Origin of the sequence: Streptomyces hilarionis (genome assembly GCF_024539675.1) — a bacterium.
In the GTDB taxonomy this organism is placed as follows: domain Bacteria; phylum Actinomycetota; class Actinomycetes; order Streptomycetales; family Streptomycetaceae; genus Streptomyces; species Streptomyces hilarionis.
This window is the reverse complement of record NZ_JAHHIT010000038.1, coordinates 15,076-30,260: the sequence shown is the minus strand read 5'-3', so window position 1 is coordinate 30,260 and position 15,185 is coordinate 15,076. Positions and strand designations below refer to the sequence as shown.

The following is a 15,185-nucleotide window of genomic DNA, read 5'->3' as shown; positions in this document are numbered from 1 at the left end:
TCGCTGGCGGCGGAAGCGCGGGTGTACGGCACCGGCGTCGTGGCCCTTGTCAGGTGGTCACCCAGCCGGTGTTGACGGGCACCGCGCCAAGGCGAGGGCGTTCTCGATTCCATGCTCGAGGACCTCGTCGGAGAGCTTCCGGTCGGAGAGCGCGCGGGACAGCTGCAGCGTTCCCACCATCATCGTGAAGAGCCCGATCGCCTGGCCGCGGGCGGACTGCGGATCCTCGGGTGCCAGGCGGGCGGCGAACTCGTCCAGGATGGCCCTGGCGCCGTCGGTGTAGGCAGCCTTGGCTCCGTCACCGCAGCGGCCGATCTCGTCGAGCAGGGCTGCGTTCGGGCAGCCGTCGCCGGGGTTGTCCCGGTGTCCGGGCGACAGATACTCGCGGATGAGATCCTCGAGTCCCGCGCGGCCGGGCCGCAGCCCGCCGAACTGCTTCACCAGCGTGCGCAGTTGCTCTGCGATGACGTGGGTGACGAGGTCGTCCTTGGACTCGAAGTGGGCATAGAACGCTCCGTTGGTGAGCCCGGCGTCGGACATCAGCGTGGAGATGCCGGACCCGTCGATGCCGTCCTGCTTGAACCGGTGGCCGGCCCGCTCGATGATCCGCTGCCGCGTGACCTGCTTGTGCTCCTTGGTGTAGCGCGCCACAAGGTCCCTCCCCCACTTTGCCCGGCCATTGCCCTGTATCCCATCGTAATCTATGGTCTGTCGTATGTAATATTACGGTCGACAGGTAATGCTGGTGTTCGACCGCTTTGCTGCCCCTCGGACGGCAAGTCACGGGTCGTTGTGGCGACATGACGGACACCGCTTCTCGATGTCCCGAGCGCACCGCGATCGTCTTCGGTGACGACCACATCACGTACGCCGGCCTCGACGCCTCCGTCGGCCGTGTCTCGAACCTGCTCGTCCTTGCCCGTGGTGCGGTCGCACCCCGAGGGCGTGGTGCCTTGGCGGCCGCGGTGAGAAGGCAGACCGCTTCGACATGGGTACGCATGGCGCCGGCTTCGACCGGCGACGGCCCTCCTGCCGGCGTGGTCGGCTTCGGTCAGGATGCATTCGCCGGGGATGCCCTGGTCATGGGAAGTGGGCCGAACTGGATCGGAGCCGCGCGGCGCGACCTCGAGGTCATCGCCGGAACACCGGTGCCGACTGTGTCGTACGTACGCCGAAGCGCCCGAGGAAGGCGACTTCCTCGCGCAAGGCGTTCCGGTCAGGCGGTAGGTCGGGTAGTCGGTGTAGCCGGCCACGCCGCCGCCGTAGAAGGTGGCGGGGTCGGGGGTGCTCAGGGGTGCGCCGGCGCGGATGCGCTCGACCAGGTCGGGGTCGGCGAGGGCCATCGAGCCCACGGTGGCGACGTCGGCGATGCCGTTGTCGATGTCCTTGGCCTGGAAGGCGATGTCGGCGCCGGCCCGGGGTGAGGATCAGCGTGTCAGGACACAGCTCGACTCACGGGTGCGTTTGCTGTCATACCCGCGACCGATACCTGTCCCCGGCGCAGCCGATGGTATGGCGTACATACTTTTTACGATCCAGGGCGACATACTTGACCGTCCCGCCGGGCATCCGCCGCGGCGGCACGGCTCGTTGCCAGTGGGCCTCGGAAGGTACGCCGGTAGGCCAGTGGTGTGACGCCGATAGCGGCGTGCAGGTGTTCGCGCAGCGAGGTGCCGCTGGCGAAGCCGACCTGGCCGGCGATGTCGTCGACCGGCAGGTCGGTGGATTCCAGCAACTGCCGGGCCCGGTCGACGCGTTGCTGGATGAGCCAGCGTACGGGGCTCAAGCCGACTTCTTCCTTGAAGCGGCGGGCGAAGGTGCGCTGGCTCATGTTCGACTGCTCGGCAAGGTCGCTCAGGGTCAGCGGCTTGTGCAGGTTCTGCAGCGCCCACTGCCGGGCGGCGGACGTGTCGTTCGCCGTTGCGTCGGGGACCGGGTGTTCGATGAACTGCGCCTGGCCTCCGTCGCGCCACGGGGGGACGACGCAGGTGCGGGCCACACGGTTGGCGATCTCGCTGCCGTGGTCCTTGCGGACAAGGTGCAGGCAGACATCGATGCCGGCAGCGGCACCGGCCGAGGTCAGCACGTCGCCTTCGTCGACGAACAGGACGTTCGGGTCGAGTTCCACCTGCGGGTACCACTCCCGGAAGAGGCCCGTGGCGTGCCAGTGCGTGGTGGCCCGGTGCCCGTCGAGCAGCCCCGCCGCGGCCAGCACGAAGGCGCCGGTGCAGGTCGACACGATCCGGGCGCCGGGGGCCACGTACGCGAGGACTTGCGCCAGGTCGACCGACGTCTGACGGCGGGGGTTGCCGGTGTGGAACGGCGCGATGATGACGGTGTCGGCGGTGCGCAACGCCTCCGGGCCATGATCGACGGTGATGGAGAAGTCCGCGTTGGTGCGCACCGGGTGACCGTCGATGGTGCAGGTCACGACCTCGTAGCGGCCGTCCGCGGCGCCGAAGACGCGGTGGGGAATGCCCAGGTCGAACGGGTACACCCCGTGTGAGGCGAGGACAACGACGCGGTGCACCTTGATCACGGCAGGATCCCGTCGAAAATTGGCGATCACGCCATTGTAGGGGCCTGTGACGGCGGCCAGGCTGGGCCCATGACGGACACCGAGACCATGCGAGCCATCAGCCAGGACACCTACGGTACCCCCGACGTGCTGCAGGAGACCCTGCTGCCCAAACCGGCGCCAGGGGTGAGCGAGATCCTGGTCGCCGTCCACGCGGCCGGGGTCAACCCGACCGACTGGGGGAACCGTGCCCGGTCCGCGACCATCGCCCGGCTGCCGCTGGTGCTCGGCTGGGACGTCTCCGGTGTCGTCGAGGCCGTCGGCGTGGGCGTCACCCTGTTCAAGCCCGGCGACGAGGTCTTCGGCATGCTGCCCTACCCGGGTGGAGTCGGCTCGCACGCCGAGTACGTGACCGGGCCGGCCCGCGTCTTCACGCACAAGCCCGCCGGCATCGACCACGTCCAAGCCGGTGCGCTGCCGCTGGCCGCGCTGACCGCCTACCAGGCACTGGTCGACACCGCCGGCGTCCGGGCCGGGCAGCGAGTCCTGATCCACGCGGCGGCCGGCGGCGTCGGTCACCTCGCCGTGCAGATCGCCAAGGCCCGCGGCGCGTACGTGATCGGCACCGCCAGCGCCGCCAAACACGACTTCCTGCGATCCCTCGGTGCCGACGAGGTCATCGACTACCACAAGGTCGACTTCGCCGAGGTGCTCAGCGACATCGACGTGGTCCTCGACCCGATCTCCCGTGACTCCGCCGCCCGCGCCCGTTCCGTGGCCGTGCTGCGCCCGGGCGGCACCCTCGTCTCGATTCTTCCGGTGCCCGTCGACGCCGGTGAACTGGCGGCGATCGCCGAGCGGGGGATCCGCTACGAGTCGCTGCTGGTCGAGGCCGACCAGGCCGGCATGCAGGCCATCGCCGCCCTCGTCGAGACCGGCGCACTGCGCGCCCACATCGAGGCCACCTTCCCGCTCGCCGAGGCCGCGAAGGCGCACGCGCTCGGCGAGACCGGCCGCACCACCGGCAAGATCGTGCTGACCGTTCGAGACAGCAAGGCACACATTGCCAGCCAACTGCTGCATGACGTGTTCGTCCTCGGCGACACGGCCATCGTCGATCGGGTCGTGTCGCCCGATTCCTACATCCAGCACAACCCTCTGGCGCCCGACGGAGCCGACGCCCTCAAGTTCTTCAGCGGCGCCATGCGACAGCAGTACCCGCAGGCCGCCTTCGAGCCCCGCCGGATCATCACCGAAGGTGATCTGGTGCTGCTGCACTCCCGCTACGTCATGGTGCCGGGCACCGAGGGTCTGGCCGTGTTCGACCTGTTCCGCTTCGAGGACGGCAAGATCGCCGAGCACTGGGACATCATTCAGGAAGTGCCCGCCACCACGGCCAGCGGCAACGACATGTTCGCCACGCTCAGCGAGCCGCGGACCGAGGCGGTCGGGCAGCGCTGGTTCACCGCCTACAACAAGCGACTCGTCACCGAATTCTTCGACCAGTTGCTGGTCCGCAAGGATCTGACCGCCATCGACACCTACCTGGGCGCCGAGTATCACCAGCACAACCCGCTCCTCTCCGACGGCGCGGACGGCGCGAAAGCCGGCTTGGGCGGGTACTTCGAGCGGTCGCCGCAGCTGAGCGTGACACGGAAACGGGTCATCGCCGAGGGAGATCTGGTCGCCGTGCACAGTCACCAGATCGACGCACCGGGCGAGCGTGGCCGGTCGGTCCTCGACCTGTTCCGGGTCAGGGACGGAAAGATCGTCGAGCACTGGGACTCCGCGCAGGACGTGCCCGAGACCGCCGCCAACGACAACACGATGTTCTGACAGCCGCGGGGGCGGGGCGAATCTCGTCCGGCCCCGTGAGAGCGACCGGCATCAGGCCGTCAGCGCGGCGATCCCCGAACCGTCGATCCCGTCGTTCTTGAACCGACGCCCAGCCGTCTCGATGATCCGCCGCCGCGTCTCCTTGCTTGCGCTCTCGCCCGTATCGGGCCCCGCACCCTCCTTCACTCGTCCAGCCGGCCGCTGACCGCCACCCCGGGCCGCATTTAGCGTACGATCATAATGTAATTTTCGGGCAGCACACCAGCACCTTGCCGCATCACCGAACCGGCTGGGCACCACGAGTGCCCAGCACAGACAGGAGTGTCATCATGGGAATCAGTCCGCAGGCGCAGCAGTTCGCGCAGTTCCTGGACAGCGTGCGCGCCAAGTGGATGACGCCGGGCCTGGACCTGGGCGTCGTGCGCGACGTCGCCGAGACGCACCACTTGGCGACCGCCGAACCGGAAGACGTCACCTACGCCGAGGTCGACGCCGACGGCGTCCCCGCGCTCTGGGCCATTCCCGCCGGCGCCGCCCCCGACCGGGCGCTGCTGCACTTCCACTTCGGCGGTTCAGTCACCGCCTCCATGCATTCGGACCGCAAGGCCGCCGGGCACATCGCGAAGGCCGCCGGGATCCGCTCGCTCGTCGTGGACTTCCGCCATGCCCCCGAACACCCCCACCCGGCGCAGCTCGACGACGTCGAGACCGCCTACAGATGGCTGCTCGCACAGGGCTACCAGCCGCAGAACATCGGCAGCACCGGCCACTCCATCGGCGGCACCCTCGCCGTCATGCTGCCCCTGCGGCTGCTCGCCAAGGGCGAGCCCACCCCCGGTGCGATCGTCAGCATCTCGCCATGGACCGACTTCACCCTCGTCGACCCGAAGGTGGATGAGAACGAGGAACACGACAAGATGCTCAGCCGCAACATCCTCGAGCAGATGCGGGCAGCGTTTCTGCAGGACCCGGACCTGGACTTCGCCGACCCGAAGATCAGCCTCGTCAACGCCGACCTGACCGGCCTCCCGCCCACCGTCGTGCACTACGGCGCGTACGAGACCCTCGCCGGCGACGGCGCCGCACTCGCACAACGGCTCACCGAATTCAAGGTCACCTCCGAGGTGCACCCGATGCCCGAGGGACAACACTCCTTCATCCTCGGCGCCGGACGCGTACCCGAGGTCGACCAGGCGATCGAGCAGATGGGCCAGTGGCTGCGCCGGCATCTCGGCGCCTGAGTACCACTTAGCTCGTCACCGTCCGGCGATCTTCCGGATTCCACGCCCAGCCGGCCGTATCCGACGTCACGCTCCCACCAACCGCAGGTGGATCGTGGCGCCGGATACCGCCCCACAACCCTCACGGAGAAGGTCTCGTGACTCGGCTCGGCGGCCAGATCGCCCTGGTCACCGGCGCGAACCGGGCCTCGGCCGCGAATTCGTCCGGCAACTGCTCGACCGCGGTACCGCGAAGGTCTACGCCGCCGCCCGCGACCCTCGCACGATCGTCGCCGACGCCCCCCGGCTGATCCCGCTCCACCTCGACGTGACGGGCCCCGCCTAGGTAACCCGCGCCGCCGGGATCGCGCGGGACGTGAGCGTCGTGGTGACAACACCGGGATCGCCCGCGTCGGTTCCGTGCTCGACACCGACACCTCCGGTGTCCGTCTCCAACTGGAGGTCAACCTGTTCGGCCCGCTCGCCGTGACCTCAGGCCACTGACCGGTGGATCTGGCTCACCCTTGCGACGGCCCTGGTCGCCGCCGCACGGGGCCTTGGTGATCGCGCCGTCGGCGCTGACGTCGGCCAGATCGGGGCCGATCGTCCGGTGAGACCGCTGGGCGTCGGTTCAAGAGCGACGGGATCGACGGTTCGGGGATCGTTGCGCTGATGGCCGCTGCGGGGTTGACCAAGGGTGCGTTCTACGCCCATTTCGACTCCAGGACGATCTGGTCGCGACGGCGGTCGCCGACCAGCTGCGCGCGCAGTGCGAGGCTGTGGGTGCGGCGGTGCCCGGCCAGGCCGGGATGGAGCAGATCCTGCGGGCCTGTCTCTCGGTGCAGCACCGTGACAGTTCTGAGCACGGCTGCCCGTCGGCCGCCCTGCTCGACGAGATCGCTCGCGGCGCGGACGCGACCCGACGCGCGTACACCGACGGGGTGCTCACTGTGATCGACGACGTTGCCGCTCGGGTCGCACCCCAGGACCCGCGCTCGTCACGCGCGCGGACGTTCAGCATCTATGCCCTGGCGTGCGTACGCCGAAGCGCCCGAGGAAGGCGACTCCCTCCGGCGCTGGGGGCTGTGGTCAGGCGGCGTGGGTGGGGTAGTCGGTGTAGCCGGCCGCGCCGCCGCCGTAGAAGGTGGCGGGGTCGGGGTCGTTCAGGGGAGCGCCGACGCGTACGCGCTCCACGAGGTCAGGGTTGGCGAGGGCCATCGAGCCCACGGTGATGACGTCGGCGACGCCGTTGTCGATGTCCTTGGCGCGGGTGGCGATGTCGGTGCCGGCGCGGTTGAGGATCAGTGTGTTCGGCCACAACTCGCGCAGCGTGCCCAGGAGTTCTTCGTCGCCGCCGTGAGCGAGGTGCAGGTAGGCGAGGTCGAGGGGGGCGAGGGCGCGTACGAGGTGCGGGTAGAGCTCGTGGGTGTCGTCCTCGGTGAGGTCGCCGAGCTGGAAGGGGTTGCCGGGGGAGAAGCGGATGCCGGTGCGGTCGGCTCCGATCTCGTCGGCCACGGCGGTGGCGACCTCGACCGCGAAGCGGATGCGGTTGTCGAGGGAGCCGCCGTACTGGTCGGTGCGCTGGTTGGTGGTGGGGAAGAGGAACTGGTGGATGAGGTAGCCGTTGGCGCCGTGGATCTCGACGCCGTCGGCGCCTGCGGCGATGGCTGCCGCGGCGGCGCGCCGGAAGTCCTCGACCGTCGCGGCGACCTCCTCGGTGGTCAGCTCGCGCGGCTCCGGCATCTCCTGCATCCCGGAGGCGGTGAACATCTGGCCTGCCGGCTTGATCGCGGAGGGGGCCACGGGCTGGCGGTGGTGGGGGGTGTTGTCGGGGTGCGAGATGCGCCCGACGTGCATGAGCTGGATGACGATGCGTCCGTCGGCCTTGTGTACGGCGTCGGTGACCTTGCGCCAGCCGGTGATGTGCGCCTCGGTGTAGATGCCCGGGGTCGTCATATAGCCCTGGCCGTCGTCGGAGGGCTGGGTGCCCTCGGTGATGATGAGGGCGTGCGAGGCGCGCTGGGCGTAGTACTCGGCGTTGAGATCGGTGGGCACGCCGTCTGGGGTGGCCCTGTTGCGGGTCGACATCGCCAGACGGTGCGGTAGGGAAATCTTTCCGGCGACGGTGGGGGTCCACAGGCTGTTGAGCATGCGTGATTCCTCGGGGTGTCGGCATCCGCCATGAGTTCGGCGGATTACATTACGAACATAATGCTTTGTTGGGTGGTGGGCAGCGCAGGAAGGGTTTGGGGGCGTGCGGGGGGGCTCCGGAGTTCCTGAGCAGTCGTACGCGGCGACGCTGGAGGTCGGCTGCGCGCAGAAGTCCGACTTCGTGGCCCGCTACCCGCGGCGGTACCGGACACCCGCCTCGACCACACCCAGGTGACCGTTGCGGGGGCCAGGCCGCGGCCTCGGCCTCGATGCCGGCGCTCCCGTGGGTCAGTCGCCCAGTTGCTCGGCGAGCTGCGCCTCGATGGCCGGGTACAGCAGGGCCTGGTCGTCGTGCAGCGTGGACTTCACGTTGCGGCTCATCTCGTCGACGATGGCCTCGGGCCGGCCTGCCTCCAGCGCGTCCAGGGCGCTGCGGGCCACGTCGGCCGGCGGGGTCTTGGGGACGTCGAAGCCGGCCTGCATGTCCGTGTCGACCGGCCCGACGTGGACGGCGACGACTTCGGTCCCCTGTGTCTTGAGCTGCTGCCTTGCGGCGTTGGTGTAGCTCCACGCGGCTGCCTTCGACGCCCCGTACGTGGCGGCTACGGGGTATGCCGCCCACGAGGCGACCGAGAGCATGTTGACGAAGGCGCCGCCGCCGTTGGCCGCCACGACCGGGGCGAACGCCTGCGTCATGGAGATGAGCCCGAAGTAGTTCACCTCCAGCTCGCTGCGCGCCACGTCGAGCGAGGCGGAGAGGGGGAAGTTGGCGCTGGCGACACCGGCGTTGTTCACGACGATCGAGACGTCGGCGAACTGGGCAGCGGCCGCGGCGACGGCTGCCGGGTCCGTGACGTCCAAGGCGACGGGCGTGAGCCGCGGGTCCGTGATGGTGGTGACGTCGCGGACAGCCGCGTACACCTTGGTCGCGCCGCGGGCGAGGAGCTCGTCCGCGAAGGCCTTGCCGATGCCACGGTTGGCGCCGGTCACCAGAGCTACCGAACCTTCGATCTTCATGTCTGTCTCTTCTCGTCAGGTGGTTCTTCGGGGGTGGGGGCACACCCAGGACGTGCCGTTCGCCTTTCGGGCGCGGCTGCTTACTCGTCGAGGAACTGAAGGGCGTGCTTCAGGAACCGCTCGGGGTACTGGAAGTGCGCTGCGTGCCCGGCGTCGGGGTAGATCAGCAGTTGGGCGTTCGGGATGCTCTGCGCGAGGTGCCAGGAGTTGATCGAGGCGATCATCACGTCGTTCGTGCCGTTGAGGACCAGGGTCGGCTGGGTGATCGCGTTCAGGAAGGCGTAGGGGTTCTCGCCGGGCAGCGGTTCCCCGTAGGCGGTGGCGGCTTCGAACTGCGCCTGCCCGACGGCGGGCGAGCTCGGAGGGTCCTGGTCGGCCCGCTGGTGGCGGCGCTCCCAGAAGGCCCGGCCCGCTTCGACCGCGGCCTCGGAACGGCCGAAGAACAGGAAGAGGAAGTCCTCCAGGCCGGGGACCGGATTCAGCGCCACCTCGGGCACCTTGGGGTCCATCGTCGGGTCCCCGCCGCGCAGGCCGGTGCCGAGCAGGAGGAGCTTGCGCACCAGCTGGGGGTGGCGCAGCACGACCTCCTGCACCTGCCAGCCGCCGATCGAGAACCCGAGCAGATCGACCTGCTCCAGCCCCAGAGCCCGGATGACCGCGGCGATGTCGTCGGCCATGTCCTCCATCCGGTTGCGCGGCGTGCCGGATGACGAGGCGATGCCGCGCCCGTTGAAGAGGATGACCTCTCGGCCTTCGGCCAGGCCGTCGGTGAGCAGGGGGTCCCAGTGGTCCATTCCCCCGCGGAAGTGCTGGACCAGGAAGATCGGGACGCCGGAGGGCTTGCCCCAGCGTCGGTAGGCGAACCGGTCGCCGTCGACCTCGACGTACTGCGTCGGGGCGGTCACATGCGTATCGCTCATGGCCTGAGCCTTTCTGGCGGGGATGAGCAATACGATGACGGTCGTAATATAAAAAGTCAAGCCCTTAGATGTCGATCGACATCTATGTATGCTTGACCGTCGAGTGTCGACCGTGGATGGGGAGGCCAACCATGCGAGTGACCAAGGCGCAGGCGGAGCAGAACCGTGCGCACATCGTCGCGACAGCCGCCGGACTCTTCCGCGACCGCGGCTATGACGGCGTCGGCGTGGCGGAACTGATGGCGGCCGCTGGCTTCACCCATGGCGGGTTCTACAAGCACTTCCGCTCCAAGGCCGATCTGATGGCCGAAGCGTCCGCGAGCGGGCTCTCGCAGATCGCGGCACGGACAGAAGGCCTGGGGCCGGCCGAGTTCGTCGAGAGCTACGTCTCCCGGGAGCATCGCGACGGGCGCGGCGACGGGTGCACCATCGCGGCCCTCGGCGGCGATGCCGCACGTCAGCCGGCGGGCATCAAAGCGGAGTTCGCCGCCGGGATCGAGCAGTTGCTGACGGTCCTTCAGGCCCCAGGCGACACGCCGGGGGATGCGGACCCGCGCGTGGACCGCACCACGCTGATCGACATGCTCGCCCATTCGGTCGGCGCGGTCATGTTGTCGCGGGCATGCCCCGACGATTCTCCGCTGGCGGACGAAATCCTCGACGTCTGCCGCCAGGGGATTCGCGCCTCGCTGGCGCACGGCAGCAGCGATCAGCCGGCGACACGGCGCCCGGAAGCCTGACCACAGCCGACCGACACAGGGCCGACCACCCGAGGGTCAGACGTCCGCCCGATCCCGTCAGCTCGCTCTGGGAGAAGTCGACTGAGCTGGATAGGGGGACGAGACAGCGTTTGGCCTGCGGAAGTGGCCGCAGAGGCTCCGCCCGGAGTAGAGGGTCGGGGCCTTTGCGCGTTGGAAGGGAAATCCGCTGTGCGAAGGTTCTAGCCCCGTGGTTGAACTGTGCGGACATGGCTGCTTCCGTGACGACCGTCGAACTCATCGACCTCCAGGGGCCGTTGAGGGGCCACAAGGACAGGAACAGACCAACAGGCACTGCCAAGGGCTGACGTAGATCAGCATGTCTGACCTGCAAGAACGGCGTGAATCGGCACTGATCGGCAAGGACCGCCAAGATCCCCAATGGACTCATAATCCGTCGGCCGTGGGTTCGAGTCCCACCCGCCCCACCTGTGCAGGTCCGTGACCTGCGGAAACGTTCCTCGTGAGGTGTCGGAGCGTCAACTTTCGCTCAACGGACCGAATCCGCTGCTCGTGAGTTCGGAGCGGGGTGAGGATCTTGCTTCCTTGTTGGGCAGACGTCACGCTGACCTGCGGGAATGCCGACGAGCGGAGCTTGAGCCGACGAGCCGGCAACATCTCCGCGACGCCATTTTCATGATCGTGGGGACGCGTTGGGGACGCAGGGTTTCCGTGATGTCTGCGAGCACCGTCCGTGGGCTCTGCCCGGCCGCCCGAGAAGCCTTCGCGGTGACCGGGTGCGGCCTCACTCTGGGGAGCTCGATCACGTCGGTAGCGGGGCGTGACGAGCTGGTGGGCGGCAGGGCTGAAACCGTCCGAACAGGGAACGGCCCGGTTTCTGATGAGCCATGCGGCTGCGATGCCGCCGTCGCATGGCGCCGTGATGCGGATGTCGGCGCCAGATCCGGGAGAGGCCGTGATCGTCGGCTGTTTGCCGGACGCGCCGCAGACGCGACGAACCGGAGGTTGAAGGCCGGCGAGCGGTGCCATGCCATGGAAGACGTCTGCCGGTGGCGCAGGCCGATCATCACGACCTCGAACGTGGCCCCGGCGCCGTCCTCGCCAGCCTTTCATTGCCCTGGTAGCACACATCGTCAGGCGACGCCAGAACCCCTCAAAGAATCACGAACCGCCACTCACAATCAGCCTGCCGTGGTTCGAGTCCCACCCGCCCCACCGTGGTGCCTCTGACGCGTACATAGCGGCAGGTCAGAGATCACGTTCAGGCCCTCGGTCATCGTGCGCCGGGAAGGTGACACTGACCGCGTCACCCGCGAAGGGCTGGCCAGGGCGATCGCGGGCGAGTTCTGGAGCCGCATCGAGAAGATCGTGCGGTGGGCGCGCTGGGCCGCGCCGTGTCCGATCCCGTCGGCGGACCTGCGGGGGTTCGGGGCGCGGCGGCGCCGGATCAATGAACGCACCGCCGACCGGGGCAGGCAACGCCGGCCGCCGCTACCGGCGTTGGTCGCGCATGTGGAGGAGCGCTACAGCGGGCGGCGTGTCCTGTTCGAGGCCGTGCGGCAGGCGGGACCGGTGGAGGTGGACGCGCCGGCCGGGTTCGCCAGGACCGTGGCGACTGGCCGGCGCGCTGCCGTCGTGCCTCCCAGCCGGCCGGGCGCTGAGCTACGGCCGCAGGACGAGCTTCCCGGCGGCGTGACCGCTCGCGCTCAGCTCCTGCGCCTTCGCGGCGTCCTCCAGCAGAAGGCTCTGCGCGATGCGTACCGTGAGCTTGCCGTCGGCTGCGAGGCGGGCGTACTCGCCGAGGCGGGAACCGAACGGGGCGCCGGGGCTGGAGAAGATGACGCCCAGCTCGGCGGCCTTCAGATCGGCGATGGTGATGATCCGGTCGGTGCCGCCGCGCAGGTCGATCGACACCTCCAGGTCGCCTGCCCCCGCGGCGTCGTACACGGCGTCGATGCCCTGCGGCGCGGCCTTGCGGACCCGGTCGGCGAGGCCGGCGCCGTAGGAGACCGGGATCGCGCCCAGCGAGCGCAGGTAGTCGTGGTTGCCGGGGGAGGCGGTGCCGATGACCGTGGCGCCGCGGGTGACCGCGAGCTGAACACCGACGGCGCCGGCCACACCCGCGGCTCCGTGCAGCAGGAGCGTGTCGCCTTCCCCGACGCCGAGGGCGTCGAGCACACGGACCGAGGTCTCGACGGCGACGGGCAGTGCCGCGGCGAGGTCCCAGTCGAGGTCCGCGGGCTTCGGGCCGAAGTCGACGGCCAGCGCGTGCTCGGCGTAGGCCCCGGTGACGGTCCAGCCCAGGACCTCGTCACCCACCGCGACGCCGGTCACGCCGTCGCCGACCTCGTCGACGACGCCGGCCGCCTCCACGCCGGGGATCACCGGGAACGGCGGGGCGATGTGCGGCCTCCACCCGTTGCGGATCTTGGAGTCGAGCGGGTTGACGCCTGCCGCCACGACCTTGAGCCGCACCTGCCCGGGTCCGGCGTGCGGCTCGTCGACCTCCTCGAGGCGGAGGACGTCCGGGCCGCCGAACTCGGTGTAGGTGATCGCCTTCATGTCCTGCTCCAGTGCTCGTCGCTCTAGGTGAAAGATCAACTTGGCCGGGGGCGGTGGCGGCCGCACCGGCACTCCGACCAGTTCCGGCTCGGAGGCTCAGGAACCAGCCACGTTTGTGGGCGCGGCCCAGCCGGTGGATCGGATCCACTCGGCCAGGTCGAGGGTGGCCGGCTCGATCGCCCGCACCACCGCAAGATCCGCCGGGTGTTCCGCCGCCTTCGCGAACTGGCGGAACATCGCCCTGTCGAGGTCGCCGGGGAGCACGCTCAACGGGAGGGCCTCGTACCGTGCCGGGAGCCCGGCGCGCGCCCCGAACGCTGCGGCGATCTGAGGGCCCGTCAGCTCGTCGCCGACGAGCTCGACGGCTCCGCCGGGTGCCTCCACGGTGTCGAGCAGGAGCGCGGCTGCGACCCGGCCGACGTCCCTGACCGAGATCATCTTCAGGGCGACGTCCTCCGGCAGCGGCAGCCTCAGCACGATCTCTCCGCGCTCCAGGCTCGGCGCCATCTCCTCCATGAAGGGGGCCGGGCGAACCATCACGGCCCTGAGGCCGGACTTCCTCAGGTACTCCTCGATCGAGTGCTTCGAGTCATGGTGCGGCACACCCCGCTCCCGGTCCGCGCCGAAGACCGAGTTGAACACGACACGGGGGACGCGTGCCGCGACCGCCGCGTCGACGAGCGCGATGCCGATGCGGATCTCCGTCTCGACCTCTTCGAGGTTGTTCGCTTCCGGGGTCATGAAGGAGAACGCCTCGACGGCCGTCAGTGCGGCGGCCAGCGACGCCGGGTCGTCGGTCCGGACGGCAGCCAGCTCGACGCCGCGGGCGGCCAGCGCCTGAGCCCGGTCGGATTGCGGGTTGCGGACCAGGGCCCGCACCGTGGCCTTGTGGTCCAGCAGCGCGTCGACCACCGCCCCGCCCTGTCGCCCCGTCGCGCCGAAGACTGCGATCGTGCCGGTCGTCTGTGTGCTCATCGCTGCCACCCTTCACTCAGGGCGTGAGCGAGGTGGGCACGAGTCCGGTGTTGATCTCGGCGGTGGGGGGAGTACGACGCGGGCGGGGCGTCCTTGAGCTCGATCTGTTGTGACATGTCTCCACGATGCGTCTGTGGCGTCAGGCTCACCACCGGTATCTCGCCAGGTTTTCCCGATAACCCGCCAGTGTCGGATAGTCTCGATCGCATGTCCGACCCCAGCGGCGAGCCGACCTTCTGCACCGACGATGCGCCGTTGTCGGCGCCGCTGGCCCATGGCGCCGACGTGGCCGCGCACTTCCACGACTACGGCCAGCTCCGCTACGCCGCGCGTGGGGCCCTGGTCACAGCGACCCAGGTGGGCACCTGGGTGGCGCCGGCCAGTCGGATCATGTGGGTGCCGCCCTTCGCGGTGCACAGCAGCAAGGCGTACGGCGAGACGGACATCCGGGTGCTGTCGCTGCCCGTGAAGCTGACCGGACAGCTGCCGGCCGAGCCGTCGGTCTTCGTGGCGAGCGCGTTGCTGCGCGAGGCCTATCTGGCGCTGATGAGCGAGGGTGAGCCGCTGGAGAGCCCCCGTGCGCGGCTGCTGATCGACGTCGTACTCGCCGAGCTCGCCCGCGCCGCACAGGAGCCGCTGCGCCTCCCGGAGCCGATCGACCGGCGTCTCAAGGCGGTCACCGACCTGCTTCACATGAACCCGGCAAGCCCGGCGACCCTGGCCGAGCTGGGCCACCGCACGGGCGCCGGCGAACGCACCCTGAGCCGCCTGTTCGGCAGCGAGCTGTCGATGAGCTTCCGTCAGTGGCGCACCCTGCTGCGCATTCAACGGGCGCTGATCGAGCTCAGCGACGGCGCCTCGGTCACCGACACGGCGATCCGGCTGGGCTGGTCGAACCCCAGCAGCTTCATCGACGCCTTCACCGAGCTGGTCGGTCAGACACCGGGGGCCTATCGCTCGTCGGCTCGGTCCTCCCGCAGCTCCCATGGGTGAGCGCGGCGTCCGGTGGATTCTCGATCCGCACTGCCCGCCCCGCGGGCCGAGCTTCTGCCACCTGGTCCATCGGGAAGGGGCCCCACCCGAAACGAGCACAGAAGGCCTGCCGCGGCCGGGCGAACGGCCCGCCGCACAGGGGGCTGGGAGAACGTCTCGACGCCGTCGGCCGATCGCTCCCCGCCGGCCCGGTCTGGCGTGCGGCCCGGGGGCGGGCAGTGCGGATCGAGAATCCACCGGACGCCGCGCTCACCCATGGGAGCTGCGGGAGGAC

Annotated in this window: 13 protein-coding genes and 1 pseudogene; 5 read left to right on the top strand and 9 right to left on the bottom strand. The window is 69.6% G+C overall.

From position 1 onward, the window contains the following. Positions 1 to 57 precede the first annotated feature (57 nt). The 3 genes from KMS84_RS06995 to KMS84_RS06985 all read right to left on the bottom strand — a co-directional run bounded on the left by KMS84_RS06995 (position 58) and on the right by KMS84_RS06985 (position 2,539). Positions 58 to 651, bottom strand: coding sequence for a TetR/AcrR family transcriptional regulator (locus tag KMS84_RS06995; protein ID WP_256915190.1), 594 nt, complete (start codon positions 649 to 651; stop codon positions 58 to 60). Between the two features lie 50 nt (positions 652 to 701). After that, positions 702 to 1,343: a hypothetical protein gene (locus KMS84_RS43445; protein ID WP_438818906.1), complete on the bottom strand. Its 642-nt coding sequence runs from the start codon at positions 1,341 to 1,343 to the stop codon at positions 702 to 704. A gap of 185 nt (positions 1,344 to 1,528) precedes the next feature. Next, positions 1,529 to 2,539, bottom strand: coding sequence for a GlxA family transcriptional regulator (locus KMS84_RS06985; protein ID WP_256915189.1), 1,011 nt, complete (start codon positions 2,537 to 2,539; stop codon positions 1,529 to 1,531). Positions 2,540 to 2,626: 87 nt separating this feature from the next. Here KMS84_RS06985 and KMS84_RS06980 point away from each other — a divergent pair. The 3 genes and pseudogenes from KMS84_RS06980 to KMS84_RS06965 all read left to right on the top strand — a co-directional run. Continuing rightward, positions 2,627 to 3,562 (top strand): annotated as a pseudogene (locus KMS84_RS06980) (NADP-dependent oxidoreductase); the annotation flags it as partial. Beyond that, a complete protein-coding gene (locus KMS84_RS06975; RefSeq protein WP_256915294.1) occupies positions 3,551 to 4,354 on the top strand; it encodes a nuclear transport factor 2 family protein in 804 nt (267 codons plus the stop codon). The pseudogene KMS84_RS06980 and the gene KMS84_RS06975, both read left to right, overlap by 12 nt. A 329-nt stretch (positions 4,355 to 4,683) precedes the next feature. Continuing rightward, positions 4,684 to 5,595 carry an alpha/beta hydrolase gene (locus KMS84_RS06965; protein ID WP_256915188.1) on the top strand — a complete coding sequence of 304 codons (912 nt, stop codon included), beginning with the start codon at positions 4,684 to 4,686 and terminating at the stop codon, positions 5,593 to 5,595. Between the two features lie 683 nt (positions 5,596 to 6,278). Here KMS84_RS06965 and KMS84_RS06960 read toward each other — a convergent pair. From KMS84_RS06960 to KMS84_RS06945, 4 genes are all read right to left on the bottom strand, one after another. After that, on the bottom strand, positions 6,279 to 6,422 hold the full coding sequence (locus KMS84_RS06960) for a hypothetical protein (protein WP_256915187.1): 144 nt from the start codon (positions 6,420 to 6,422) through the stop codon (positions 6,279 to 6,281). Positions 6,423 to 6,663: 241 nt separating this feature from the next. Beyond that, a complete protein-coding gene (locus KMS84_RS06955) occupies positions 6,664 to 7,725 on the bottom strand; it encodes an alkene reductase (RefSeq protein WP_256915186.1) in 1,062 nt (353 codons plus the stop codon). A 288-nt stretch (positions 7,726 to 8,013) separates the two neighbouring features. Further along, positions 8,014 to 8,742: an SDR family oxidoreductase gene (locus KMS84_RS06950; protein ID WP_256915185.1), complete on the bottom strand. Its 729-nt coding sequence runs from the start codon at positions 8,740 to 8,742 to the stop codon at positions 8,014 to 8,016. Between the two features lie 80 nt (positions 8,743 to 8,822). Then, the gene (locus KMS84_RS06945; RefSeq protein ID WP_256915184.1) at positions 8,823 to 9,662 is read right to left on the bottom strand and encodes an alpha/beta fold hydrolase; all 840 of its coding nucleotides are present in this window, start codon (positions 9,660 to 9,662) and stop codon (positions 8,823 to 8,825) included. Positions 9,663 to 9,793: 131 nt separating this feature from the next. Here KMS84_RS06945 and KMS84_RS06940 point away from each other — a divergent pair, with 131 nt between their 5' ends. Beyond that, positions 9,794 to 10,402: a TetR/AcrR family transcriptional regulator gene (locus KMS84_RS06940; protein WP_256915183.1), complete on the top strand. Its 609-nt coding sequence runs from the start codon at positions 9,794 to 9,796 to the stop codon at positions 10,400 to 10,402. Positions 10,403 to 12,043: 1,641 nt separating this feature from the next. Here KMS84_RS06940 and KMS84_RS06935 read toward each other — a convergent pair. Beyond that, positions 12,044 to 12,943, bottom strand: coding sequence for an NADP-dependent oxidoreductase (locus tag KMS84_RS06935; protein WP_256915182.1), 900 nt, complete (start codon positions 12,941 to 12,943; stop codon positions 12,044 to 12,046). 96 nt (positions 12,944 to 13,039) lie between these two features. Then, positions 13,040 to 13,918 carry an NmrA/HSCARG family protein gene (locus KMS84_RS06930; RefSeq protein ID WP_256915181.1) on the bottom strand — a complete coding sequence of 293 codons (879 nt, stop codon included), beginning with the start codon at positions 13,916 to 13,918 and terminating at the stop codon, positions 13,040 to 13,042. Between the two features lie 207 nt (positions 13,919 to 14,125). On the opposite strand from KMS84_RS06930, the gene KMS84_RS06925 reads away from it, so the two are divergent. Beyond that, on the top strand, positions 14,126 to 14,911 hold the full coding sequence (locus tag KMS84_RS06925) for an AraC family transcriptional regulator (RefSeq protein WP_256915180.1): 786 nt from the start codon (positions 14,126 to 14,128) through the stop codon (positions 14,909 to 14,911). Positions 14,912 to 15,185 lie beyond the last annotated feature (274 nt).

What these genes read in the sequence shown, in the direction of transcription:
- KMS84_RS43445 (WP_438818906.1), bottom strand. Translation starts at nt 1,343, where the DNA reads ATGGCCCTCGCCGACCCCGACCTGGTCGAGCGCATCCGCGCCGGCGCA.
- KMS84_RS06965 (WP_256915188.1), top strand. Translation starts at nt 4,684, where the DNA reads ATGGGAATCAGTCCGCAGGCGCAGCAGTTCGCGCAGTTCCTGGACAGC.
- KMS84_RS06955 (WP_256915186.1), bottom strand. Translation starts at nt 7,725, where the DNA reads ATGCTCAACAGCCTGTGGACCCCCACCGTCGCCGGAAAGATTTCCCTA.
- KMS84_RS06950 (WP_256915185.1), bottom strand. Translation starts at nt 8,742, where the DNA reads ATGAAGATCGAAGGTTCGGTAGCTCTGGTGACCGGCGCCAACCGTGGC.
- KMS84_RS06945 (WP_256915184.1), bottom strand. Translation starts at nt 9,662, where the DNA reads ATGAGCGATACGCATGTGACCGCCCCGACGCAGTACGTCGAGGTCGAC.
- KMS84_RS06940 (WP_256915183.1), top strand. Translation starts at nt 9,794, where the DNA reads ATGCGAGTGACCAAGGCGCAGGCGGAGCAGAACCGTGCGCACATCGTC.
- KMS84_RS06935 (WP_256915182.1), bottom strand. Translation starts at nt 12,943, where the DNA reads ATGAAGGCGATCACCTACACCGAGTTCGGCGGCCCGGACGTCCTCCGC.
- KMS84_RS06930 (WP_256915181.1), bottom strand. Translation starts at nt 13,918, where the DNA reads ATGAGCACACAGACGACCGGCACGATCGCAGTCTTCGGCGCGACGGGG.
- KMS84_RS06925 (WP_256915180.1), top strand. Translation starts at nt 14,126, where the DNA reads ATGTCCGACCCCAGCGGCGAGCCGACCTTCTGCACCGACGATGCGCCG.